This window comes from Plantibacter sp., assembly GCF_059073635.1.
Genome location: NZ_JCACOF010000009.1, coordinates 398,472 through 421,428 on the forward strand (window position 1 = coordinate 398,472; position 22,957 = coordinate 421,428).

At 70.7% G+C, this 22,957-nt stretch carries 24 protein-coding genes; 13 read left to right on the forward strand and 11 right to left on the reverse strand.

What is annotated here, in order from left to right; all coding sequences use genetic code 11:
* Window positions 1-79: 79 nt before the first annotated feature.
* Window positions 80-1,312, forward strand: a complete 1,233-nt coding sequence (locus AC5JOC_RS11870) for a glycosyltransferase (RefSeq protein ID WP_191941154.1) — start codon at window positions 80-82, stop codon at window positions 1,310-1,312.
* On the forward strand, window positions 1,309-2,076 hold the full coding sequence (locus AC5JOC_RS11875; RefSeq protein ID WP_494246462.1) for a PIG-L family deacetylase: 768 nt from the start codon (window positions 1,309-1,311) through the stop codon (window positions 2,074-2,076). The genes AC5JOC_RS11870 and AC5JOC_RS11875 overlap by 4 nt, the downstream gene beginning before the upstream one ends.
* On the opposite strand, the gene AC5JOC_RS11880 is transcribed toward AC5JOC_RS11875, so the two are convergent.
* Both AC5JOC_RS11880 and AC5JOC_RS11885 read right to left on the reverse strand, forming a co-directional pair.
* Window positions 2,073-3,296 carry an MFS transporter gene (locus AC5JOC_RS11880; protein ID WP_079706054.1) on the reverse strand — a complete coding sequence of 408 codons (1,224 nt, stop codon included), beginning with the start codon at window positions 3,294-3,296 and terminating at the stop codon, window positions 2,073-2,075. The two genes, AC5JOC_RS11875 and AC5JOC_RS11880, sit on opposite strands and share 4 nt — an antisense overlap.
* 21 nt (window positions 3,297-3,317) lie before the next feature.
* On the reverse strand, window positions 3,318-4,361 hold the full coding sequence (locus AC5JOC_RS11885; RefSeq protein WP_064296121.1) for an NAD(P)-dependent alcohol dehydrogenase: 1,044 nt from the start codon (window positions 4,359-4,361) through the stop codon (window positions 3,318-3,320).
* Window positions 4,362-4,622: 261 nt separating this feature from the next.
* On the opposite strand from AC5JOC_RS11885, the gene AC5JOC_RS11890 reads away from it, so the two are divergent.
* The gene (locus AC5JOC_RS11890; RefSeq protein WP_064295440.1) at window positions 4,623-4,943 is read left to right on the forward strand and encodes a hypothetical protein; all 321 of its coding nucleotides are present in this window, start codon (window positions 4,623-4,625) and stop codon (window positions 4,941-4,943) included.
* 64 nt (window positions 4,944-5,007) lie between these two features.
* Here AC5JOC_RS11890 and ligD read toward each other — a convergent pair whose 3' ends face one another.
* Window positions 5,008-6,033: a non-homologous end-joining DNA ligase gene (gene ligD / locus AC5JOC_RS11895; RefSeq protein WP_124769431.1), complete on the reverse strand. Its 1,026-nt coding sequence runs from the start codon at window positions 6,031-6,033 to the stop codon at window positions 5,008-5,010.
* Window positions 6,034-6,151: 118 nt separating this feature from the next.
* On the opposite strand from ligD, the gene AC5JOC_RS11900 reads away from it, so the two are divergent.
* Complete coding sequence (locus AC5JOC_RS11900) at window positions 6,152-6,700, forward strand: dihydrofolate reductase family protein (protein WP_159878910.1); 549 nt, start codon at window positions 6,152-6,154, stop codon at window positions 6,698-6,700.
* 21 nt (window positions 6,701-6,721) lie between these two features.
* Here the strand turns inward: AC5JOC_RS11900 and AC5JOC_RS11905 are convergent, their stop codons facing one another.
* Complete coding sequence (locus tag AC5JOC_RS11905; protein ID WP_236555475.1) at window positions 6,722-8,203, reverse strand: MFS transporter; 1,482 nt, start codon at window positions 8,201-8,203, stop codon at window positions 6,722-6,724.
* A gap of 93 nt (window positions 8,204-8,296) precedes the next feature.
* Window positions 8,297-9,319: an alpha/beta fold hydrolase gene (locus AC5JOC_RS11910; RefSeq protein ID WP_494246463.1), complete on the reverse strand. Its 1,023-nt coding sequence runs from the start codon at window positions 9,317-9,319 to the stop codon at window positions 8,297-8,299.
* 107 nt (window positions 9,320-9,426) lie between these two features.
* On the opposite strand from AC5JOC_RS11910, the gene AC5JOC_RS11915 reads away from it, so the two are divergent.
* Complete coding sequence (locus AC5JOC_RS11915; RefSeq protein WP_192004832.1) at window positions 9,427-10,263, forward strand: DUF1206 domain-containing protein; 837 nt, start codon at window positions 9,427-9,429, stop codon at window positions 10,261-10,263.
* 92 nt (window positions 10,264-10,355) lie between these two features.
* On the forward strand, window positions 10,356-12,185 hold the full coding sequence (locus AC5JOC_RS11920; RefSeq protein ID WP_159878916.1) for a DEAD/DEAH box helicase: 1,830 nt from the start codon (window positions 10,356-10,358) through the stop codon (window positions 12,183-12,185).
* A gap of 83 nt (window positions 12,186-12,268) precedes the next feature.
* On the opposite strand, the gene AC5JOC_RS11925 is transcribed toward AC5JOC_RS11920, so the two are convergent.
* Genes AC5JOC_RS11925 through AC5JOC_RS11935 form a run of 3 tightly spaced genes read right to left on the reverse strand, consistent with a single transcriptional unit; the run spans window position 12,269 to window position 14,918 of the window.
* Window positions 12,269-12,832, reverse strand: coding sequence for a hypothetical protein (locus AC5JOC_RS11925; protein WP_494246464.1), 564 nt, complete (start codon window positions 12,830-12,832; stop codon window positions 12,269-12,271).
* 57 nt (window positions 12,833-12,889) lie between these two features.
* Window positions 12,890-14,248 carry a sensor histidine kinase gene (locus tag AC5JOC_RS11930; RefSeq protein ID WP_494246465.1) on the reverse strand — a complete coding sequence of 453 codons (1,359 nt, stop codon included), beginning with the start codon at window positions 14,246-14,248 and terminating at the stop codon, window positions 12,890-12,892.
* Window positions 14,241-14,918 carry a response regulator transcription factor gene (locus AC5JOC_RS11935; RefSeq protein WP_079706060.1) on the reverse strand — a complete coding sequence of 226 codons (678 nt, stop codon included), beginning with the start codon at window positions 14,916-14,918 and terminating at the stop codon, window positions 14,241-14,243. The genes AC5JOC_RS11930 and AC5JOC_RS11935 overlap by 8 nt, the downstream gene beginning before the upstream one ends.
* 122 nt (window positions 14,919-15,040) lie before the next feature.
* On the opposite strand from AC5JOC_RS11935, the gene AC5JOC_RS11940 reads away from it, so the two are divergent.
* From AC5JOC_RS11940 to AC5JOC_RS11965, 6 genes are all read left to right on the forward strand, one after another.
* Window positions 15,041-15,868, forward strand: a complete 828-nt coding sequence (locus tag AC5JOC_RS11940; RefSeq protein ID WP_079706061.1) for a helix-turn-helix domain-containing protein — start codon at window positions 15,041-15,043, stop codon at window positions 15,866-15,868.
* A gap of 240 nt (window positions 15,869-16,108) precedes the next feature.
* Window positions 16,109-17,134: an iron-siderophore ABC transporter substrate-binding protein gene (locus tag AC5JOC_RS11945; RefSeq protein ID WP_079706331.1), complete on the forward strand. Its 1,026-nt coding sequence runs from the start codon at window positions 16,109-16,111 to the stop codon at window positions 17,132-17,134.
* Window positions 17,134-18,177: a FecCD family ABC transporter permease gene (locus AC5JOC_RS11950; RefSeq protein WP_236555586.1), complete on the forward strand. Its 1,044-nt coding sequence runs from the start codon at window positions 17,134-17,136 to the stop codon at window positions 18,175-18,177. The genes AC5JOC_RS11945 and AC5JOC_RS11950 overlap by 1 nt, the downstream gene beginning before the upstream one ends.
* Window positions 18,174-19,250 carry a FecCD family ABC transporter permease gene (locus AC5JOC_RS11955; protein WP_236555478.1) on the forward strand — a complete coding sequence of 359 codons (1,077 nt, stop codon included), beginning with the start codon at window positions 18,174-18,176 and terminating at the stop codon, window positions 19,248-19,250. The genes AC5JOC_RS11950 and AC5JOC_RS11955 overlap by 4 nt, the downstream gene beginning before the upstream one ends.
* 34 nt (window positions 19,251-19,284) lie before the next feature.
* Window positions 19,285-20,088, forward strand: a complete 804-nt coding sequence (locus AC5JOC_RS11960) for an ABC transporter ATP-binding protein (RefSeq protein WP_124769441.1) — start codon at window positions 19,285-19,287, stop codon at window positions 20,086-20,088.
* A 38-nt stretch (window positions 20,089-20,126) separates the two neighbouring features.
* Complete coding sequence (locus tag AC5JOC_RS11965) at window positions 20,127-20,312, forward strand: hypothetical protein (protein ID WP_085514378.1); 186 nt, start codon at window positions 20,127-20,129, stop codon at window positions 20,310-20,312.
* Between the two features lie 6 nt (window positions 20,313-20,318).
* Here the strand turns inward: AC5JOC_RS11965 and AC5JOC_RS11970 are convergent, their stop codons facing one another.
* Both AC5JOC_RS11970 and AC5JOC_RS11975 read right to left on the reverse strand, forming a co-directional pair.
* The gene (locus tag AC5JOC_RS11970; protein WP_079706065.1) at window positions 20,319-20,783 is read right to left on the reverse strand and encodes a carboxymuconolactone decarboxylase family protein; all 465 of its coding nucleotides are present in this window, start codon (window positions 20,781-20,783) and stop codon (window positions 20,319-20,321) included.
* A 102-nt stretch (window positions 20,784-20,885) separates the two neighbouring features.
* Entirely contained in the window at window positions 20,886-21,104 is a 219-nt protein-coding gene (locus tag AC5JOC_RS11975) for a hypothetical protein (protein ID WP_494246466.1), read from the reverse strand.
* Between the two features lie 25 nt (window positions 21,105-21,129).
* Between AC5JOC_RS11975 and AC5JOC_RS11980 the strand changes: the two genes are divergently transcribed.
* On the forward strand, window positions 21,130-21,675 hold the full coding sequence (locus AC5JOC_RS11980; RefSeq protein WP_124769443.1) for a CGNR zinc finger domain-containing protein: 546 nt from the start codon (window positions 21,130-21,132) through the stop codon (window positions 21,673-21,675).
* Here AC5JOC_RS11980 and AC5JOC_RS11985 read toward each other — a convergent pair.
* Window positions 21,664-22,848 (reverse strand): sensor histidine kinase, encoded by a 1,185-nt coding sequence (locus AC5JOC_RS11985; protein WP_124769444.1) that lies wholly within the window; start codon window positions 22,846-22,848, stop codon window positions 21,664-21,666. The two genes, AC5JOC_RS11980 and AC5JOC_RS11985, sit on opposite strands and share 12 nt — an antisense overlap.
* Between the last annotated feature and the right edge of the window lie 109 nt (window positions 22,849-22,957).

Genomic DNA, 22,957 nt, shown 5'->3' on the forward strand with positions numbered 1-22,957 from the left:
TCCGGCGTCGGATGCGCGAGCACGTTCCGGTGTCTCCGTCACGAGGGGCCGGGACGCCCACGGCTACTAGGCTCGTCTGGTGCCCTCGCAACCCCAGCCCCTCCGCATCGCGATGATCTCGCTCCACACCAGTCCCGGTGACGAGCCGGGTTCCGGTGATGCTGGCGGGATGAACGTCGTGGTCCGTCATCAGGCCGTCGCGATGGGCGCAGCGGGCCACGAGGTCGACGTCATCACCCGGCGGTCTTCGGCCGACCAGCCGTCCGCCGCCTCCCTCGCCCCCGGCGTGACCCTGCGCTTCCTCGACGCCGGTCCCGTCGAGCCGGTCGCGAAGGGTCGGCATGAGGAATTCGTCGAGGACTTCCGCTCGGAACTCGCCCGACTGCCGCGATACGACGTCCTACACGCCCACCACTGGTTCTCCGGCATGGCCGCACTCCCCCTCGCGCGGGAGCTGGGGATCCCGCACGTGCAGAGCTTCCACAGCATCGCCGCCGAGTCCACCACGCCGCTCTCGCACGGCGAGCGCGCCGAGTCCCCCGGGCGCCTGGCCGGCGAGGCACGGCTCGCCGCGGAGTCGGACGCAGTCGTCGCGATCAGCGCGGCCGAGGCCGACACCGCGATCACCCGGCTCGGAGCCCGCCCCGATCGGGTGTCGATCGTGCCACCCGGTGTCGACGGGACGCTGTTCCACCCGCTCGACGGTCCTCGTGCAGGTCGTCCGACCGCGGTGGTCGCCGGTCGCCTGCACCCGCTGAAGGGCTTCGACCTCGCCATCGAGACCATCGCCGCGGTCGCGCCCGAGCTCCGCCCCGAACTCGTCATCGCCGGGGACGTCTCGGTCGACTACGACCGCTACGCCGAGGAACTCGCCGCCCTCGCCCGCGACCTCGGCGTCGCCGACGACGTCCGATTCGTCGGGCCGCAGTCGCGCGTCGGGCTCGCCACGCTGTTCCGCGAGAGCACGCTCGTGCTCGTCCCCTCCCATTCGGAGACGTACGGTCTCGTCGCACTGGAAGCCGCGGCGAGCGGCGTGCCCACCGTCGTGGCGGCCTCGGGCGGCTTGCGGGAGGCCGTCGTCGACGGCGAGACGGGCATCGTCATCGACTCCCGCGACCCGCAGGTCTGGGGCGCCGCGGTCTCGTCCATCCTCGGCGACCCGGAGCGGCTCGCGCAGCTCGGTTCGGCAGCGCGACGTCGGGCAGAGCGGTTCGACTGGCAGCGCTCGGGAGACGCCCTCGTCGACGTCTACCGGACCCTGCTCGACACCACTCCGGCCGCCGCCACCGCTCCGGCGACCTCCGTCTCGTGAACCGCGGACTCCTCCCGCTCGTCGACAGCGGGCGCACCGTCCTGTTCGCCCACGCGCACCCCGACGACGAGACGCTCGCCTCGGGTGCGCTCATCGCCGAGCTCGTCGACAAGGGGGCTCGCGTCGTCCTCGTGACGGCCACGCGAGGCGAGCGCGGCGAGGTCGTCGACGGCCCGCTCCGGTCCCTCGCCGGCTCCGCTGCACTCGCGTCCCACCGCGAGTCGGAGCTCGCCGCCGCCTGCCGGACGCTCGGCGTGGCCGAGCAGTTCTGGTTGGGGACGGGTCCGGCGGCCCGGCCGGGGACGTCGACGCGGTACGTGGACTCTGGCATGCGGTGGGTGCGCGAGGGACTCGCCGGCCCCGCTGACGACGTCTCCCCCGGCGCGTTCTCACTCGCTCCGCTCGACTTCGTCGCCGACGACCTCGTCGCGCTCATCGGACACGTCTCGCCGGACCTGGTCATCAGCTACGACCACGGTGGCGGGTACGGGCACCCGGACCACCTCCGCATGCACGAGGCCGCGATCGTCGCGGCGCGGAGGAGCGGGGTGCCGTTCGCGGAACTCGTGCACCACCGCACCGACCTGGAACCGTTGGGCGACGACGCCGTGTGGTTCCCGCTCGAGCACCGCCTCCCGATCGTCGCCGCGGCGCTCGCGGAACACGCCAGCCAGCTGACGGTCGACGGCGAGCAGCTCGTGCACTCCGGCGGTCAGCGCGAGGACATCACCACCTCGGTGGGCCTGCGACTCCGGTCCCGCTAGGTGGTCGCCGGCTGGTTCCGGTGCTCCCGCGGCATGCGGGCCGCGAGCACGGGGACGAGCAGCATGAGCACGACCGCGGAACCGAAGGCCGCGGGGAACGAGAAGGCGTCGAGCAGTGCGCCGGCGACCAGCGGGCCGACGATGGCGCCGAGATCGGACGTCGCCTGGAAGACCGCGACGGCCCGGCCTCCCCGACCACCCGCGGCGTCTCCGACGGCAGCCGCCGGAGCGGTCCCGAGGAAGGCCGCCGCGACGCCGTAGACGCACAGGGCGACGACAAGCAGCCAGAGCTCGCCGACGAACGGCATGGCGAGCAGCGCCCCTGCCGCGACCGGGAACGCGACGAGCATCGCGGGTCGCCGTCCGACGGTGTCGACGAAGCGGCCGGCGGGACCGAGCGCGAGCGTCTGGGCGACAGCGGCGATCGCGAACGCGATCCCGGTCCAGGCGGCCTCCTCGTGGAGCGCCTCCACGACGAGGACCGGCACGAGTGCGCCACGGACGCCCATCGACGCCCATCCGTTCGCGAAGTTCGCGAGGAGCGCCGCCTGGTACCGGCGATCGGCGAGGACGGTGCGGAACGGCTCGGCCTGCGTGGCGGTCTCGACCGGCGCGGCGATCCGACTGCCGCGCAGCATCACGAGTCCGAGGACGCCGGCGACCGCGAGGGTCCCGGCGTAGAAGAAGAAGGGTGCCGTGAGCGAGATGGTCGCGAGCAGGCCACCGACGGCCGGTCCGGCCATGCCGCCGACGAGGAACCCGCCCTGGTAGAACCCGACCGCCCGTCCACGACGGTGCGGTGGGGTGGTGCGCAGCAGCAGCGTCATCGCGGCGACGGAGAACATCGCCGACCCGATCCCTCCGACCCCGCGGAGCAGGAGTAGCTGCGGATAGTCCGCCGCGAGCCCGACGAGCGCGCTCGACACCGCGACGATCCCGATGCCGGTGGCCAGCACCACCCGCTCGCCGATCCGATCGACGAGCGCACCCACGAACGGGTTCGCGATGAGCCGCATGAGCGCGAAGACCGAAACGACCGCCCCGACCTCGAGGTAGCCGACGCCGAAACTCCGCACGTACACGGGCAGGACCGGGATCACGACACCGAACCCGAGCATCACGAAGAACGCGACACCGCCGAGGACGAGGACCTCGCGGCCGAGGGGCTCACGAGGAACGGCTCCCGCTCCGCCTGGACGACGGAACGGGAGCCGGATCATGCTCTCAGGGTATCGGTGCGATCAGCCGATCGTCGCCGTGTCGATGACGAAGCGGTAGCGGACGTCGCTGCGGACCACGCGGTCGTAGGCGCCCTCGACCTCGTCGGCACCGATGAGCTCGATCTGCGAGCCGATGCCGTGCTCGGCGCAGAAGTCGAGCATCTCCTGCGTCTCGCGGATGCCGCCGATGTTCGAGCCGGCGAGCGAGCGGCGGCCACCGACGAGCGAGAACACCCGGAACTGCTGCGTGTTCTCGGGCAGTCCGACGAAGACCATCGAGCCGTTGAGCTTGAGCGTCGACAGGTAGGCGTCGATGTCGAGGTCGGCGGAGACCGTGTTGATGATGAGGTCGAAGCGTCCGCGGAGCGACTTCAGGGTGCCCTCTTCACCGGTCGCGTAGTAGTGGTCGGCCCCGAAGCGCTTGCCGTCCTCCTCCTTCGAGGTCGTCTGGCTGAGCACGGTCACCTCTGCGCCGAGGGCGTGGGCGATCTTGACGCCCATGTGACCGAGGCCACCCATCCCGACGATGGCGACCTGCTTGCCGGGACCGGCGCCCCAGTGCTTCAACGGCGAGTAGGTGGTGATGCCGGCGCACAGCAGGGGTGCCGCGACGTCGAGCTCGATGCCCTCGGGGATGCTCAGCACATAGTTCTCGTCGGCGACGATCTGCTTGCTGTAGCCGCCGTACGTGGGCTCGCCGTCGTACTCACGGCCGTTGTAGGTGGCGACGTTGCCCTTCAGGCAGAACTGCTCCTCGCCGGCGAGGCAGTTCTCGCACTCGCGGCAGGAGTCGACGAAGCAGCCGATGCCGACGCGGTCGCCGACCTGGTGCTTGGTGACCGCGTCGCCGACCTCGGTGACGATGCCGGCGATCTCGTGGCCGGGGACCATCGGGAAGATGGCCTTGCCCCATTCCTCGCGGGCCTGGTGGATGTCGCTGTGGCAGATGCCGGCGTAGTGGACGTCGATGACGACGTCGTTGGCGCGCGGCGCACGGCGCTCGATGGTGCCGACCTCGAAAGGCGCGTCGGCGGTGGGCTTGATGATGGCGGCGACGGTGGTCATAGGACTCCTCGGGCTGGGGGTGTTGGGGGTGCCGTGGGGCGGGATGCACGCGCCGGACAGCACGTTCGACGCTAGCAGCCCACTCCACCGGACGAACCCCCAAGGGACGATCACCCGAGCTGTGCTACGAGCGGCGCGGAGGTGTGAATCCCTGCAGAGTTGCTTGGCAGTTCCCGCAGAGGATCGGCCTCAGGGTGGCATCCTGCCGCGAACCCGAGCAAGGTGGGGAACTCGTATTCGCGAACGGAACGGAGAACACACATGCTCACCCTGACCGAGAACGCCGGCCGAGTCGTCAAGACCCTCGCCGAGAACGCACCACTCACCCCGGGACTGGTCGTCCCGGACGACGCGTCGTCGCTCACGCACGGCGCCGGACTGCGCATCAGCAGCAGCTCCGACGACAACAACTTCGAAGTCACCATGACGGCGACACCGCACGAGGCCGACCAGGTCATCGAGAGCGCCGGAGCGACCGTCTTCCTCGAGGAGTCCGCAGCCGTCGCCCTGAGCGACGCGGTCCTCGACGCGCAGATCGACGAGCAGGGCGGCGTCCGCTTCGCCCTCGGCAAGGCCGAATAGCGCCCTGATTCAGCAGAACGCCCGGTGATCCACGATCACCGGGCGTTCGTGTGTCCGGGTGGGCTCAGTCCTCGGAGTGTCTGGCGCGACTCGGCTGCACCCGCGGCGGCTCGCCCGGCATCTTCGGGAAGTCGGGAGGGAACGGGAGCTCCCCCAGTCCCTGCTCGAGGTCCCGCTCCCACCACTGCAGGAGGACGTCGATGCGCCCGGCGGTGTCGTGCATGCCGGCCCACGGGTCTCCGGTCGTCCGGAGTCGCTCCGGGACGGTCCGCACGGTGAAGGCGCCCGGGTCGATCTCGGGGAGTTCGTCCCAGGTCACCGGACATGAGACGGTCGCCGAGGCCAGCGCACGGGGGCTGTAGGCGCCGGCCATCGTCCGGTCGCGGTTCGCCTGGTTGTAGTCGACGAAGATGCGTTCACCGCGCTCCTCCTTCCACCACGAGGTCGTGACGCGGTCGGGATCCCGTCGCTCCAGTTCCCGAGCCGCCGCGATCACGGCGTGCCTGACGTCGAGGAACTCGTGCTCCGGCACGATGGGCGCGAACACGTGGACACCTCGGTTGCCGGAGGTCTTCACGAACCCGGTCAGTCCGACCTCCGTCAGCAGCTCCCGCAGCGAGCCCGCAACGCGCACGGCGTCGGCGAAGTCGGTCCCCGGCTGCGGGTCGAGGTCGATCCGCAGTTCGTCGGGATGGTCGGTGTCCGATGCCCGTGACGGCCACGGATGGAACACGACCGTGTTCATCTGCGCGGCCCAGACGACCGCAGCGGCCTCGTCGAGGACGAGTTGCGGATGCCGCCGGCCACTCGGATACACGACGTCGACCGCCCGGACGTACTCGGGTGCTCCTTTCGGCGGGTTCTTCGAGAAGAACCATTCACCGTCCACACCGCCCGGGAACCGCTGGAGGGACACCGGGCGGTCGCCGTTGGCGGCGAGGAAGGCCGGCGCGACCTCGATGAGGTATTCCGCGAGCTCCCGCTTCGTGACACCGGACTCCTCCCAGAGCACGCGGTCGGGACTGGAGAGACGCACCTCGCGGTCGCCGTGCGGTCCGGGGACGGTGAGGACGATCGCGGTGCTGGCCATGTCGGACACCGTACGCGCCCCGCCCGGCGTGGTCACGAGGGTGGTGCTCGTCGCCGCAGCGGAGTAGAACGGGAGCTGTCCATCGAACCCGCCGTCACCACCCTGCCGAGGAGCCACCATGCGCGAGGTCCACGCCTCCCTCTTCCAATCCGTCGACGGCGTCGTCGAGTCGCCCGATCAGTGGCAGTTCGACCACTTCGACGCCGACATGGGCGCCATGATGACCGAGGCGATCGCGCCGATCGACGACGTCCTGCTCGGACGCGTGAGCTACGAGCAGTGGAGCGGGTTCTGGCCGACGGTCGGCGACGACGACCCGTTCGGCTCCTTCATCAACCCCGTGCGGAAGCACGTCGCATCACGCACCCTGGCGGGCCCGTTGTCCTGGGAGAACGCGACGCTCATCCCCGGCACGCTCGAGTCCTTCGTCGAGGAGCTCAAGCGGCAGGACGGCGGGCGCATCGCGGTGCAGGCGAGCATCTCCGTCGTGCGGCAGCTCCTCTTCGCCGGTCTGCTCGACCGGCTCACCCTCATGATCCACCCCGTCGTCGCCGGTGCCGGGCGTCATCTGTTCGAACCGAGCGACCCGGTGACACGCCTGGAGCTCGTCCACTCGGTGCGGACGAGCTCCGGCAACGTGCTCTCGACGTACGCTCCCCGCGCCTAGGCGGGTCGCCGCACGGCCGACTCAGCCCAGGTGGACGGCCTGCTGGTCGCCCGAGGGCAGGAGGTCCTCCTTGCGACCGCGGATGCAGACGATGGCGATGACGCTCGCGATCACGAGGCCGACCGCAGCCGCGATGAACGCCGCCGAGTAGCCCTGGGTGAACGCCACGAGCTGCGACGCCTGATCGGTGACCGTCGCCTGGTCGGTGACACTCGCGTAGACCGTGGTGAAGACCGACAGGCCGATCGACCCACCGATCTGCATGGAGGCGTTCGCCGTGGCGGAGGCCGCACCGGCGTCGTGCGGGGCGACACCCGTCAGCGCGAGGTTCTGCATCGGGACGAAGATCATCGCCATGCCGATCCCGAGCACGAGGAGCGCCGGCAGCACCTGGACGAAGTAGTCGCCGTCGGCCGTGATGCGGCTGAGGTACACGAGGGCGGCCGCCGCGATGAGCGGACCGATGATGAGCAGCGGGCGCGGGCCGATGGCCGGCAGGAGCTTCGTGGCGATCGGGGCGACGATCATGATCGCGACGGTCATCGGGAGGGTCGCGATGCCGGCCTCGAGCGGCGGGAAGCCGAGCACGATCTGCAGGTGGAACGTCAGGTAGAGCAGGGCCCCGATCATGACGCTGCCGACGATCATCTGCATGAGGAAGGCACCGCCGCGGACCCGGTCCGCCACGATGCGCAGCGGGAGCAGGGGCTGCGCGACGCGCATCTCGATGAAGACGAAGAGGGAGAGGAGTCCCGCACCGAGCGCGAGGAAGCCGATGGTGTCGGCGCTCCCCCAGCCGCCCTCGGCGAGCGTGAAGCCGTAGACGAGGGAACCGAGGCCCAGGATGACCGTGATCGCGCCGAGCCAGTCGTAGCGGTTGTCGCCCTCGGCCTTGCTCTCGGTCACGAGGATGAGGCCGGCGATGAGTCCGACGATCACGAACGGCACGTTGACGAGGAGGCACCAGCGCCAGTCGACGAACTCGGTGAGCACGCCGCCGAGGATCAGGCCGACGGCCGCTCCCGCACCGGCGACGGTGCCGAAGACGGCGAAGGCCGTGTTGCGGTCGCGTCCGTGGGAGAAGGTGACGGTGAGGAGCGCGAGTGCGGCGGGTGCCATGAGCGCTGCGAACACGCCCTGCAGACCGCGAGCGACGATGAGCTCGGTCCCGCTCTGGGCGAACCCGCCGAAGGCCGATGCGGCGCCGAAGCCGACCATGCCGACCAGGTAGGTGCGCTTCCGGCCCCAGTAGTCGGCGATGCGGCCACCGAGCAGCAGCAGGGCGCCGAACGCGAGGGCGTAGGCCGTGACGACCCACTGACGCTGCGTGTCGGACAGCTCGAGCTCCTGCTGGGCTGCCGGAAGGGCGATGTTCACGATCGTGCCGTCGAGGACGACGATGAGCTGCGTCATCGCGAGGACGACGAGGACCCACCAGCGGCGGGCCGGGGAACCGGACGGTGCTTCGGTGGGATGCGATGCGGTGGCTGCGGATGCAGACAAGGAGGACCTCCGTGCGAGGGGTGGGGGTGCTGGGGGTTTCCAGCCCCAGATCGATGCTCGGCACACGGCGCGAGTGCAGCACGGTGCGGACGATCAACCACCCCAACCACGAAGTCGGGCAGAGGACCAGGATAGCGGATGCCGACGTCGCTGCACCCGTGAGGCCACGCGGATCACTCCGAGGTGACGAGCTCCAGGACGGCCTCCGGGTGTTCCACCGCCGCGAAGTGCCCGGTCGCCGGCAGTGTGCGCAGCCGGAGGTCCGGGACGAGGGCGGTGAGGACGGCTGTGTCGTCGGGCCCGATGAAGACGTCGCGGTCGCCCATCATGCCGCGGACGGGACACCGCACGCCGCGCCAGACGTGCAGGTCGTAGGCGGCGGCCGCTCGGGCCGCCAGGAGGAACGACGCCGGCCGGACGTCGGCTGCGAGCGCGTCGACGACCGACCGGTCGAGGTCCCGGCGTCGTCCGAACAGGGGCGACATGAGCGGTGCGAGCAGGCCGATCCGGTTCAGCGCGCGGACGAGCCCCGGTCCGCGTTCGCCGAGCGCCTGCAGCACGCGCATCGCCGAGGAGCATGCCCGCGAACCACGGGAGCCGGGCGCCGCCACCGACCGGCTGGCGGATCGCCTCGACGACGCCGATCCCCGTCGGCGAGACGAGGTCGACCCGGATCGTCGCCTCGGGCTCGCGGACGGCGAGGTCGAGCGCGACGAACCCGCCGAGCGAATGCCCGACGACGCGCCAGGACCGGTAGCCGAGCGAGCGGGCGACGGTCGCGACGGCTGTGGAGAGGTCTCCGACCGTCACCGGGTCGGCGGTGGGAAGAGCCGAATCACCCCACCCCGGGAGGTCCACGGCGATGACGTCGTCGACGACCGCGCCCCGCTCGTCGTCGGCTCGGAGGAGTGGTGACCACGTGGTCCAGGAGCCGGCGGCGCCGTGCAGCAGGATCATGGCCGGTCCGCCCGCTTCGCGACCCGCCCGGACGGTGACCGGTCCGATGTCGGTGTCCACCGTGACGCGTCGCAGGCCGAGCGCGGTCGCATCGGCGGTGATCACGGAGGGGTCGTCCGGCGGGGCAGGACGCGAGGAGTTCACGGGCATGCGTGTCATTCGGAAACGAGGTACCGCTCGGATCGGTGCTCGATCGACGACGCCGGTCCCCCGGTGCGGCGCGCAACCCCCCTTCCGGTCGGGAACCCGGCCGCTACCGTGGTCTGATGCCTGAGAACGCACGCGCCGCCGCAGACCAAGCCGCTGGAACCGCACAGAACAGCACGACCCTCCGCACCCTCGCCCGCACCGGCCACGCCGTCAACGGATTGCTCCACGTCCTCATCGGCGGGATCGCGATCTCCATCGCCCTGTCCGGCGCGAGCGGTGGATCCGGCGGCGGCGGTGACGCGGACCAGTCGGGTGCGCTCAAGACCCTTGCAGGCACGCCCGGCGGGATCGTCATCATCTGGGTCGTCGCCGTCGGACTGTTCGCCCTCGGTCTCTGGACGGCGATCTCCGCCTTCCTCGTGCGCGAATCCGACACCCGCAAGCGGTGGAGCAAGCGGATCTCGACCGCCGGACGCGCGATCGCCTACCTCGCCGTCGGATCGACCGCGCTGACCTTCGCCCTCGGCGGCAGCCAGGACTCCTCGCAGTCCAGCCAGGGCCTCACGGCGACCCTCCTGTCCTCCCCCGGTGGGGTGTTCGTCGTCATCGTCGTCGGCCTCGTGGTCATCGGCATCGGCGGCTTCTTCGTCTTCAAGGGCGTCACGCGGAAGTTCCTCGAGGACGTGCACCCGCCCACCGGCACGACGAAGCGTGCCGTCGTCGTCCTCGGGGTCGTCGGATGGGTCGCGAAGGGCGTCGCGCTCGTCACGGTCGGGATCCTCTTCATCGTCGCCGCTGCGACCCAGGACCCCGAGAAGGCCTCCGGCATGGACGGCGCCATCTCGGCGTTGGCCGCGCTCCCGTTCGGCGTCGTCATCCTGCTCGTGGTCGGCGTCGGGCTCATCGCCTACGGACTCTTCTGCGGTGCCCGGGCGCGCTGGGGCAGCCTGTAGGACGGTGAGGCGGGCGCCTCTGGCGGCGACGCGGAGGGGTCGGCTCCAGACCATGTCCTGCAAACGCTTGCGTTGCGACTACCGTTAGGAGTATGACGTCTTCTGATTCCACGACGCAGCCCGAGGCGGAACCCGCCGGCGCTACGCAGACCTTCTCCGACCTCGGCCTCGACGACGCGGTGCTCAAGGTACTCAAGGACGTCGGCTACGAGACCCCGTCCGCCATCCAGGCGGCCACCATCCCGCTGCTGCTCGAGGGACGCGACGTCGTCGGCCTCGCACAGACGGGCACCGGCAAGACCGCGGCGTTCGCCCTGCCGATCCTGTCCCGCCTCGACATCACGCAGAAGACGCCGCAGGCGCTCGTCCTCGCACCGACCCGTGAGCTCGCCCTCCAGGTCTGCGAGGCGTTCGAGAAGTACGCCACCCACCTGCGCGGCGTCCACGTGCTGCCCGTCTACGGCGGCCAGGGCTACGGCGTCCAGCTGTCGGCCCTCCGTCGCGGTGTCCACATCGTCGTCGGCACGCCGGGTCGCATCATGGACCACTTGGAGAAGGGCACCCTCGACCTCACGGAGCTCAAGTACCTCGTGCTCGACGAGGCCGACGAGATGCTGAAGATGGGCTTCGCCGAGGATGTCGAGACGATCCTGGCCGACACCCCGAAGGACAAGCAGGTCGCGCTGTTCTCCGCGACGATGCCGTCGTCCATCCGTCGCATCTCCGCGAAGTACCTGAACAACCCGGAAGAGATCACGGTCAAGACGAAGACCACGACCTCGGCCAGCATCACGCAGCGCTACCTGACGGTCTCGTACCCGCAGAAGGTCGACGCCCTGACCCGCATCCTCGAGACCGAGAACTTCAGCGCGATGATCATCTTCACGCGCACGAAGAACGAGACCGAGACGCTCGCGGAGAAGCTCCGGGCGCGCGGCTACTCGGCGGCCGCCATCAACGGCGACGTCGCCCAGGTGCAGCGCGAGCGGACCGTCAACCAGCTGAAGGCCGGCAAGCTCGACATCCTCGTCGCGACCGATGTCGCCGCGCGCGGTCTCGACGTCGAGCGCATCAGCCACGTCGTCAACTACGACATCCCCGTCGACACCGAGTCCTACGTGCACCGCATCGGCCGCACGGGCCGCGCCGGACGCACTGGTGACGCGATCAGCTTCGTCACGCCGCGCGAGCGCCACCTCCTGAAGGCCATCGAGCGGGCCACCCGCCAGCCGCTCACGCAGATGCAGCTGCCGAGCGTCGACGACGTCAACGCCACGCGCCTCACCCGCTTCGACGACGCGATCACCGAGGCACTCGGCCAGACCGACCGCATCGAGCGCTTCCGCGAGATCATCGGCCACTACGTCTCCCACCACGACGTCCCGGAGGCCGACGTCGCCGCGGCCCTGGCCGTCGTCTCCCAGGGCGAGACGCCGCTGCTCCTCTCGGCCGAGGACGAGCGCCGCCGCCGCGAGGAGTTCGACAACACCAACCGTGGCAACGACCGCGCCGGTCGCGACCGTCGTGACTCCGGCGACCGCGGCTCACGCTTCGACCGCGGCGACCGCGGCGATCAGGGCGACCGTCCCGAGCGTCGCAGCCGTCCGTCCAGCGGACCGATGGCCCCGTACCGCATCGCGGTGGGTCGTCGCCAGAAGGTCGACCCGCGTCAGATCGTGGGCGCGCTCGCGAACGAGGGCGGTCTGAAACGCGAGGACTTCGGCGCGATCCAGATCAAGCCGGACTTCTCGATCGTCGAACTCCCCGCGAGCCTCGGCAACGACGTCTTCGACCGTCTCGAGAACACCCGCATCAGCGGCAAGCTCATCGAGCTCCGTCCCGACCGTGGCGGCCCCGCCCGCCGACGCGACGACGAGGGTGGCACGAGCGGCGGCTCGTACGACCGCAAGCCGCGTTCCTAGCTCGCACGCACACGACGAGGGCCGGACGGAATCCCAGGATTCCGTCCGGCCCTCGTCGTTCCGCACCCGGCGGGGTGCGTCCGTCAGTCGCGCGGGTCGAGCACGCTCGTGACCACGGCGTAGTCCGCGTCGAGCGCGACCTCGAGCTCGTCGCCGTTCTCGAGGAGGACGTCGACCTCGAACGCCTCGCCCGGGTCGTCGCTGCGGTCCACATCGGTCACGGTGCCGCCCTTCGCCTCGGCGAGCGCTGCCTTCGAGGCCGCGTCGAACTCGGTGTCGGTCAGCGGCACGTCGTCGGCGTCACGGGCGTCACGGTCATCGGTGGCAGCCGTGGTGTCACCGTCGTCGATGGCGGTGCCGCCGTCGCGGTCGGTGTTCGACGCCGCCGTGACGCGGTCGTCGTCGGTGTCTCCGAACTCGTCCACCGCGTAGGCGGCGCCGGCTCCGCCGAGGGCGAGGGCCCCGACGACGATCGCGGTGATCCACACGGGCTTCCGGCGCCAGAAGGCCGGCTTGCCGGTGGTCGCCGGGGTCGCGGGGATGGCGGTGTGGTCGGTCGCCTCGACGCGCTCGACGGGTTCGATGCGCTCGGTGGCTGCGGTGGGCTGTGTGGGATCGGTGGGCTGGGAGGCGGTGTTCTCGTTCATGTGCCCCAGACTGTCCGAGGAGCGCTGAAGCGGACCTGAAGCGAGCTGAAGCCGCGTTCAGGAAGCGGACGACGCCGGGAGCGTGACGATGAACGCCGCCCCGCCGAGCGCGCTGTCGACGAGTTCGATCGACCCACCGTGCAGCCGCACGACGTCGGCCACGATCGCCAGGCCGAGGCCCGAACCGCCGGCGTCGCGCGAACGACTCTCGTCGAGGCGGACGAACCGTTCGAACACGTGTGCGCGGGACTCGACCGGCACACCGGGGCCGTCGTCCTCCACGGAGATCCTGACGATCCGACCGTCGGTGGCGGATCCCAGTCGGACCACGGATCGTGCGTGCCGGACGGCGTTGTCGACGAGGTTCCGCGCCACGCGGGCGAGGAGCACCTCGTCGCCGTCGACCCTCGCCGCCGCGACGGCCGCGGACTCGACGCGCAGTCCACCGGCGGATCGGAGACGTGCAGCCTCCGTCAACAGGAGGTCGTCGACGTCGACCGTGCGCCGCGCGGTGCCCGTCGCCCCTTCGTCGAGCTTCGCGAGCAGCAGGAGCGACTCGACGAGCCCCTGCATCCTGGCGCCCTCCTCGAGGACCGTCGAGGACAGCTCGGCCGGGTCGACCCGGTCCGGGTGGAGCGCCGCCACCTCGGCGTACTGCCTGATCACCGCGAGCGGTGAGCGGAGCTCGTGCGAGGCGTCCGACACGAACCGCCGCTGCGCCGTCTGGGCGTCCTCGAGCCGCTCGAGCATGCCGTTCATCGTCCCGGCCAGGCGACCGATCTCGTCGCCCGTGGCGGGGACCGCGATCCGTCGATCCAGTTCGCCGGCCCCCAGTTCCGAGACCTCGCGACGGATCCGCTCCACCGGCGCCAGCGCACGCCCGACGAGCAGCCAGGTCAGGCCGCCGACGAGGGCGACGAGCACGGGGACAGCGATGAGCAGGAGCATCGACACGAGTCCGACGGCGTCGTCGGTCTCCTCGAGGGAGCGGCCCGCGAGGACGACCAGGTCACGGCCGTCGACGTCGACGTCCTCGCTGGCGAACAACACCGGCTCGTCGTCGACGACCGAGACGAACACGTCACCGTCCGGGATCGGCGTCGGGAGCTCGATCTCGTCGTCCGTCCGGTCCACGACACGGCCGTCCTCGACCAGGACCAGGAGTCGACCGTCGTCCTCGGGCAGCGTCGTCGCGTCCGCCGCGACCAGCTGCGCCGAGGCGCTCTCCGCCTCGGCCGATGCGCTCTGTTCGACGCCGGAACGGAGCGCCGCGGAGAAGAGGCCGACGAACGCCACGGAGCCGACCCCGAGGAACAGTCCGACCGCGAGCACCGATCCCAGTGCCGCGCGGGCTCGGACCGAACGCCACAGCCGCTGTCGGGGCGCGACCGTTCCGTGCGGCCCGCCGTCAGCCACGCCCGCCCGCCAACCGGTATCCGAACCCACGCACCGTCTCGATCGAAGCCCGCTCGAAGGGGCGGTCCACCTTGTTGCGGAGATGCCCGACGTAGACCTCGACGATGTTGGGATCGCCCTCGAAGTCGTCGTCCCAGACGTTCTGCAGGACCTCGCGCTTCGACACCACCTCGCCGCCGCGTCGCATGAGGAACTCGAGGACCGCGAACTCGCGCGAGGTCAGGTCGATCGGGACGTCGCCCCGGTGGACCTGCTTCGACGCCGGGTCGAGCCGCAGTTCGCCGACCTCGAGCACCGCCGGCCGCTCCCGCGATCCACGTCGGACGAGTGAGCGGATCCGCGCGACGAGCACCGCGAAGGAGAAGGGTTTGCTCAGGAAGTCGTCGGCACCGGTGTCGAGGGCTTCGACCTGGTCCCAGTCGCCGTCCTTCGCCGTGAGCATGAGGATCGGGGTCCAGTCGCCCGCGTCGCGGAGCTGCTGACAGACGCGGTAGCCGCTGAGGCCCGGCATCATGATGTCGAGGATGATCGCGTCGTAGCGGTGTTCTCCGGCCATCCAGAGTCCGTCGACGCCGTTCGCCGCGACGTCCACGGCGAAGCCCTCCGCCTCGAGTCCCCTCCGAACGCCGTCGGCGAGTCGCACCTCATCGTCCACGACGAGTATCCGCATCCGGTGCGACCTCCAGGCTCCGTGCCGGTCGACGGTCGAGCGGCGCGTCCCAGTCTGGCGCGGACAAGCTGAAGCAGCGCTGAAGCGGGACGGTCCGGCGTGGACCCCCGTACGCTGGAGCGGTGCCAGTCCCCGCCGCCGCCGACCCGTGGGAGCAGTCCCTCGACGCGACGGACACGGCACCGGCGCGTCGCAGACTCCCCCTCTACGAGGCCGGCGCGATCCCCGTGCCGTTCGTCATCCGCGGCAACACCGAGCGGATCGCGCGGGACACGCACTGGGACGAGCACTCCCACCCCACGCACGAGCTCCTGTGGAACGATCGCGGCGCATCCACCGCGACCGTCGGCGAGCGCGTCTGGACCGTGACCCCGCACCACGGTCTCTGGATCCCGGCCGGTGTCCGCCACACCGGATGGACCCCGGCCGGCACCTGGCAGCGGGCCGCGATGTTCAGCGTCGACCGCGTCCCCACGATCTCCGAGCAGCCGACCGCGGTGGAAGTGACGCCCTTGCTGCGCCTCCTGCTCGACCGGCTCGGCGACGCCGAGCTCGAGGACCGCGCGCGTGCCACCACCGAGGCGGCCATCGTGGACGTGCTGGAGCCGGCCGAGCACGAACTGCTCCTCCGACTCCCCCGGTCGGCGCTCCTGACACCCATCGCCGAGCGGATGCGCACGAACCCGTCCGACACGACCTCGCTCGCCGAATGGGCCACCCGGCTGGGCGTGAGCACGCGGACGGTGACGCGCGCCTTCGAATCCGAGACCGGGTTGGGGTTCACCCGGTGGGTCGCCGCCGCGCGAGCTCAGCACGCGATCACCCGACTGACGGCGGGTGACAGCATCGACGAGGTCTCGACCGCCGTCGGGTACCGCTCGTCGACGGCGTTCGGGACCGCGTTCCGCCGCGTCACCGGCATGAGCCCCGGGCGATTCCGGAACCGCTGAGGACGGATCGATGCACCCGCGATCGGTTGTCCGATTCGCGAAGGAACACGTCGGATCCGCTCGATTGCGTCAGGGTGGGATGCCAGCTAACTTTGGTTAGGCAATCCTTCATCATCCCCTCCTCGCGTGTGACGCCGGCCGTTCACGGCCGCCATGCCCGACCCCTCGACGACGTCCTCCGACGCCGTCGTTCGTCGTGCCCGCACGCAGGTGTCAGCCAGCAGCACCCGAAAGGACCCCATGCAGCGCGCATCACGTCTCGTCGCCCTCTCCGCGGCGGCGTTCCTCACCATCGGCCTCGCGGCCTGCTCGTCGTCATCGGCCGAAGAAGGCACCGGCAGTGGCGACGGCTTCACGCCGATCACGATCGAGCACGCCCTCGGCACCACGACGATCGACGCCAAGCCGGAGCGCGTCGCCACCGTGAACTGGGCGAACCACGAGGTTCCACTGGCCCTCGGCATCGTGCCCGTCGGGATGGCCGCTGCGAACTTCGGTGACGACGACGGCGATGGCATGCTCCCCTGGGTCGAGGAGAAACTCGAAGCGCTCGACGCCGAGACCCCGGTGCTCTTCGACGAGACCGACGGGATCGACTTCGAGGCCGTCGCCGACACGAACCCCGACGTCATCCTCGCCGCCTACTCGGGGCTCACGCAGGAGGACTACGACACCCTCACCGAGATCGCCCCCGTCGTGGCCTACCCGGAGACCGCCTGGGGCACGTCCTGGCGCGACACCATCCTCTTCAACAGCGAGGCGATGGGCATGGCCGACGAGGGCGAAGCACTCGTGACGCAGCTCGAGGACGAGATCAGCGACGCGGCGGCGGCGTACCCGCAGCTCGAGGGCAAGACCGCGATGTTCCTCACCCACGTCGACACCAGTGATCTCAGCGAGGTCAGCTACTACACGACCCACGACACCCGCACCGCGTTCTTCGAGGACCTCGGCCTCGCGTTCCCCGAGAGCGTCGCGACGGCCTCCGCCGAGACCGAGTTGTTCTCCCTGACGCAGAGCGCCGAACAGGCCGACGCGTTCAGCGATGTCGACATCATCGTGACGTACGGCGGCGACGAGCTCATCGCGGCACTCGAGGCCGACCCGCTGCTGTCGCAGATGCCCGCCGTCGCGAACGGCGCCATCGTCGCCCTCCCCGGCACCAGCCCCCTCGGAACCGCCGCCAACCCGACGCCGCTCTCGATCTCCTGGATCCTCGACGACTACCTGAAGCTGCTCGCGCAGGCGGCTGACCAGGCGGCGTGATCACCGGTACCGCCACCCCACCCGCCTCGGGTGTCGCCGTCGTGCGACGCCCGAGGCGGGTTCGTGGGCTCTGGCTCCTCGTCGCGGCCCTCGTCCTCCTCGCCGCGATGCTCCTCTCCGTCACCGTCGGATCGCGTGACGTGGAGTGGTCCGCCGTGCTCGGCGCCTTCTCGGGCGGCGTGGACGGGTTCGATCAGGCCGCGGTGGCCAAGCGCATCCCGAGGACGCTCCTCGCCGTCCTCGCCGGTGCCGCCCTCGGCGTCTCGGGAGCCGTCATGCAGGGCGTCACCCGGAACCCGTTGGCCGACCCCGGCATCCTCGGGATCAACCTCGGCGCCTCCCTCGCCGTCGTGACCGGTCTCGCATACTTCGGGCTCGCAGCGGCGAGCACCACCATCTGGGTCGCGATCATCGGCGCCGGAGCCACGGCGGTCTTCGTGTACACGGTCGGCTCGCTCGGCCGAGGTGGCGCGACACCGCTCAAGCTCGCCCTCGCGGGCGCCGCGACGTCCGCCGCGCTCGCCTCCGTCATCACTGCCGTCGTGCTGCCCCGCGGCGACATCGCGAGCAGTGTGCGGTCCTGGCAGATCGGTGGCGTCGGTGGTGCCACCGTCGTCCAACTCGAGCAGGTGCTGCCGTTCCTGGTCGTCGGGTTCCTCGTCTGCCTGCTGTCCGCACGCGGTCTCAACTCCCTCGCGCTCGGCGACGAGCTCGCCGCCGGCCTCGGTGAACGCGTCGCCATCGCACGCGGTGCGGCGGCCCTCGGTTCGGTGGTGCTCTGCGGGGCGGCGACCGCGGTCACCGGTCCCATCGGCTTCGTCGGGCTCGTCGTGCCGCATGCCTGTCGGCTCATCGTCGGCGTCGACCACCGGTGGCTCCTCCCCTTCTCAGCCGTCGTCGGGGCGATCCTCCTCACCGTCGCCGACGTCCTCGGCCGCATCGTCGCCCGCCCCGCGGAGATCGACGTGGGCATCATCACCGCGTTGATCGGCGCTCCGATCTTCATCGCGATCGTCCGTCGGCAGAAGGTGAGCGCCCTGTGACCGAGCGCCAACCCGTCGCGGCGCCCGGCCTCGGTGGACGGACGCCCTCGACCCTCGACCGCGTTGTCGGTGGACGCCGGGGGCGCCGCCGTCGCCGGGTCGCCGTCATGACCACCCTCGCCGCACTCATCGTCGCGGTCTTCCTGATCTCCCTGATGGTGGGCAACACCTTCTATCCGCCGAGCGACGTCGTGCGTGTCGTCCTCGGTCAGGACGTGCCGGGCGCCTCCTTCACCGTCGGACGGTTGCGGCTCCCCCGGGCGGTCCTCGCGGTCATCGCCGGGGCTTCGTTCGGTCTGGCCGGCGTCACCTTCCAGACGATGCTGCGGAACCCCCTCGCGAGTCCGGACATCATCGGCATCAGCGCCGGGTCGAGCGCGGCCGCCGCATTCGCGATCGTCACCCTCTCCCTCGGCGCGACCGAGGTGTCGGTCTTCGCCATCGTCGTCGGCCTCGCCGTCGCGGTCCTCGTGTACGTCCTCGCCTACCGCGGCGGCGTCGCCGGAACCCGACTCATCCTGATCGGCATCGGTGTCGCCGCCATGCTCGACAGTGTGACGACGTACATCCTGTCGCGGGCAGCCCAGTGGGACCTGCAGGAGGCGACCCGGTGGCTGACCGGCAGTCTCAACGGGACGAGCTGGTCGCAGGTCGGTCCGGTCGTCGTCGCGCTGCTCGTGCTCGGCCCCGTCCTCCTCGCCCAGTCCAGGAACCTCGCCGCGACCCGACTCGGCGACGACACCGCCGCCGCACTCGGCGTCCGCGTCGACCGGACCCGCCTGATCGTGATCGTCGCGGCAGTCGGCCTCATCGCGTTCGCGACAGCGGCGTCGGGCCCCATCGCGTTCGTCGCGTTCCTCTCCGGCCCCATCGCCTCGCGGATCGTCGGACGCGGCGGGTCGATGCTCATGCCCGCCGCGCTCGTGGGCGCCCTCCTCGTCCTCGTTGCCGATCTCACCGGGCAGTACCTCCTCGGCGCGCGCTACCCCGTCGGCGTCGTGACCGGGGTGCTCGGGGCACCGTTCCTGATCTGGCTCATCATCCGCACCAACCGCGCCGGTGGCTCGCTGTGACCGGCACGCCACCCGACCATCCCGGAGGCACCCTGTGACCACGGAACACCAGCTCCTCGTCGAGCGACTCGCACTCGGCTACGGCGACCGGACCGTCATCGACGGACTCGACCTCCTCGTTCCGCCCGGCCGGGTGACGGCGATCGTCGGCGCGAACGCCTGTGGCAAGTCGACGCTGCTGCGTTCGATGTCCCGCCTACTGACGCCTCGGAGCGGCCGCGTCGTCCTCGACGGTAAGGACGTGCACCGATTGCCGGCGAAGCAGCTGGCACGCACGCTCGGCCTGCTCCCCCAGTCGCCCATCGCACCGGAGGGGATCACGGTCGCCGACCTCGTCGGGCGAGGCAGACACCCGCACCAGGGCTTCCTCTCTCGTTGGAGCACCGAGGACGACGTCGCGGTCGCTGCGGCGCTCGACGCCACCGAGACGAGCGAGCTCGCGGACCGGCACGTCGACGAGCTGTCCGGCGGACAACGTCAGCGCGTGTGGATCGCGATGGCGCTCGCGCAGCAGACCGACCTGCTCCTCCTCGACGAACCGACCACCTTCCTCGACGTGAGCCATCAGGTGGAGGTGCTCGACCTCCTCACCGACCTCAACCGTTCCCGCGGGACGACCATCGTCATGGTGCTGCACGACCTGAACCTCGCCGCACGTTACGCCGACCACCTCGTCGCCCTTGCCGGTGGGCGCCTCCATGCGGCGGGGACACCCCACGAGGTGCTGACGGAGTCGACGGTGCGCGCGGTGTTCGGACTGCAGAACCAGGTCATCACCGACCCGACCTCGGGCAAGCCGCTCATGCTGCCGATCGGCCGTCACCACGTGACGGTCTGAACGGGGGCGTCACCGTCGACCGCGTCTAGGCTGGGCGCATGGGTGATGAGGACCGCAGGAAGCGAGCCGCCGAGCAGGAGGCCCGGGCGCTGCGGGCGCTCGAGTCCATCAGGAACGGCGGCGATCTCGGCAAGGAGACCCTCGACCTCTCGAACGAGTACTCCGACGGACTGCGCACCCGCGTCGCAGCGTGGTTCCGTGGCGCGAGGCGCCGGAAGGACTGAGCGCCGTCAGTCCGCCTGCTCCGGGTGCACCGGGTAGTGGCTCGTGATGGAGACGCGGTTGAAGGCGTTGATGACGATCGCCAGCCACCGGACCGCGGCGATCTGACCGTTCGTGAGCGTCGACAGGTCGTCGTCCGGCAGTCGCCGGCGATGCTGCACGTCCGCGATGAGGGTGACGTCCTCGGTGATCGCGAGTGCGGCCTGCTCCACCGGGCTGAAGTACTCGCTGTCGCGCCAGGCGGACAGGATGGCGAGGCGTTCCGTGGTCTCGCCGAGCGCGATCGCGTCAGCGACGTGGAGACGCAGGCAGTACGCGCAACCGTTGATCTGCGAGGCCCGGATCCGGATCAGCTCGATGAGCCGCTTGTCGATGCCGGCGTCGAGAGCCGCGCGACCCGCGGCGCGGCCGGTCTCGACGAGCGCCTGATAGACCTCGGGTGATTCCTTGTCGAGCCAGACGTCGGCGCTCATGGGGTTCCTCTCGTCACTGGGCGGGTGCGGTCCCGCAGACCACTCCTCCAACGCTAACGCGCGCGGCGGGAGGACGTCAGCGTGGACGGTCTCGGTGATGCGTCACCGCGGCGGGATGTCCTGGCGCGTGACCGGCACCGCCGGTGCGTCGCCGTGGGGTCGCAGTTCCACCCGACGACTGCCGCAGGCGGCGCACCGGAGGTAGCGCAGCGACCCCTCCGAGGTGGTGTGCGCCGACTCCGTCGCCCAGATGTGGCGGCAGGCGTCGACGGCGTTCGGCGACGGTTCGGAGGACTGCGGGGGTGCGTCGAGGAGGGTCATGACTCCACCATGATGTAATGGCGTTATGCATCTCAACCCTTACGGCTCGTACGCCGTCCTCCTGGCCGCTTCGCTGGCGAACGACTGGCCCGACGACCGGGACGCCATCGTCGCCCGCACCCGGGAGCACGGGATGACGATGCCCTTCACCGAGGTCCCCCATGACCACGCCCGCGTCCGCCGGGTCGTCGACGAGTGGCTGACCGTCGTCGACGCGGCCGACGATCAGGCCAGGGCGGCCGCCCTCAACCGCCAGATGGCCGCTGCGGCCGCGTTCCCGCGCCTGACGGACCACGACGGCGAGGGGTGGCACCTGCACTACCGCGACGAGCACCAGGCGCTCCCCGAGGTCCTCGGCGCGGTGATCAGCGTCGGGACCGCCCTCCACCTGACGACGAGGGGGATGCAGCGTCTCGGTCGGTGTGCCGCGGGGACCGAACCCGGCGACACCTGCCGGCGGGTCGTCGTCGACGTCACCCGCAACGGCCGTCAGCGCTACTGCTCGGTGCGGTGCGCCAACCGGTCGGGCGTCCGCAGGCACCGCGCACGCGCGGGCGGCTCAGGCCGCTGATCGGGCGTCGGGCAACAGGAACCAGACGCTCGCTCCCCCGAGCCCCGACTCGTCGATCTCGATCCGGCCACCGTGCGCCTCGACGATGCGTCGACAGGTCGAGAGGCCGATGCCGAGGCCGGCGACCTCGCTCCCCGCCGCGCGTTCCATGAGGTCGAAGACGCGCTCACGCTGCTCCGGAGCGACACCAGGACCGTTGTCCTCGACCGCGACCAGCACCCCGGCGGAGACCCGCTCGGCCTGCACCAGCACGTGCGGGACGACTCCGGCGGCCGCACTGAACTTCACCGCGTTCGCGATCAGGTTCTGCAGCAGCGCGCCCAGCAACGTCTCGTCGCCGTGCACCTGGAAAGGCGTGTCGACGTCGACGGTCGCGCCGGTCGAGGTGATGGTCGCATCGAGGTCCTCGACCACCGAGGACACGAGCGGCCCGAGGTCGATCGGGGCGCGTCGCGGACGGGCGCCACCGATCCGGGCGAAGTCGAGCAGGTCGGTGATCATCGCCGCCATCCGATCGGCGGCGGACTCGGCTCGCGCGAGCGCCTTCGCCGCGTGCGGCGCGTTCGCCATCTCCGGGCTGTCGGTCGCGAGCTCGAGGAACCCGGAGACCGCCATGAGCGGGTTGCGCAGGTCGTGGCTCACCTGGCCGGCGAACTGGGCGAGCTGCTCGTTGGACTGGCCGAGCTCGTAGGTGAGGCGGAGCAGCTCGAGGACGTCGACGACCTGCCTCGCGAGGAGGTCGAGCGCCTTGCCCTGTTCCGGAGTCAGCTCACGGACACGGTCGTCGAAGATGCACAGGGTGCCGATCGGGACGCCGTCGGGGGTGACGAGCGGGCTCGATGCGTAGAAGCGGACGTTGGCGAGCTCACCGGTGACGAAGGGGTTCGCCGCGAAGCGCGGGTCCTCACGAGCGTCTGAAACGATCGTCCGCACCTGCTGTTGGAACACGACCGCGCACATCGAGTCCTCGCGCGAGCAGCTCGCCGGTTCCAACCCGACTGCAGCGATCTGGTGCTGGAACCGGTCGTCGATGATGTTGATGACGGCGGTCGGCACGCCGCACATGGCCGCGGCGAGGTGGACGAGGCTCTCGAGGTCCGTCTCGGGCGGACGACCGACGACCTGGTATTCGGCGATCGCGGAGCGCCTCGTGATGTCCTCTGCGGTGATCACGCGCGCCCTTTCGTCGTCGGAATCCGGAACGTGTCCATGCTACCCATCCAGGGCACATGCGCTGCCCCGACTGTCGGATACGTCCGGGATGTCCCACTCGCCACCCGGA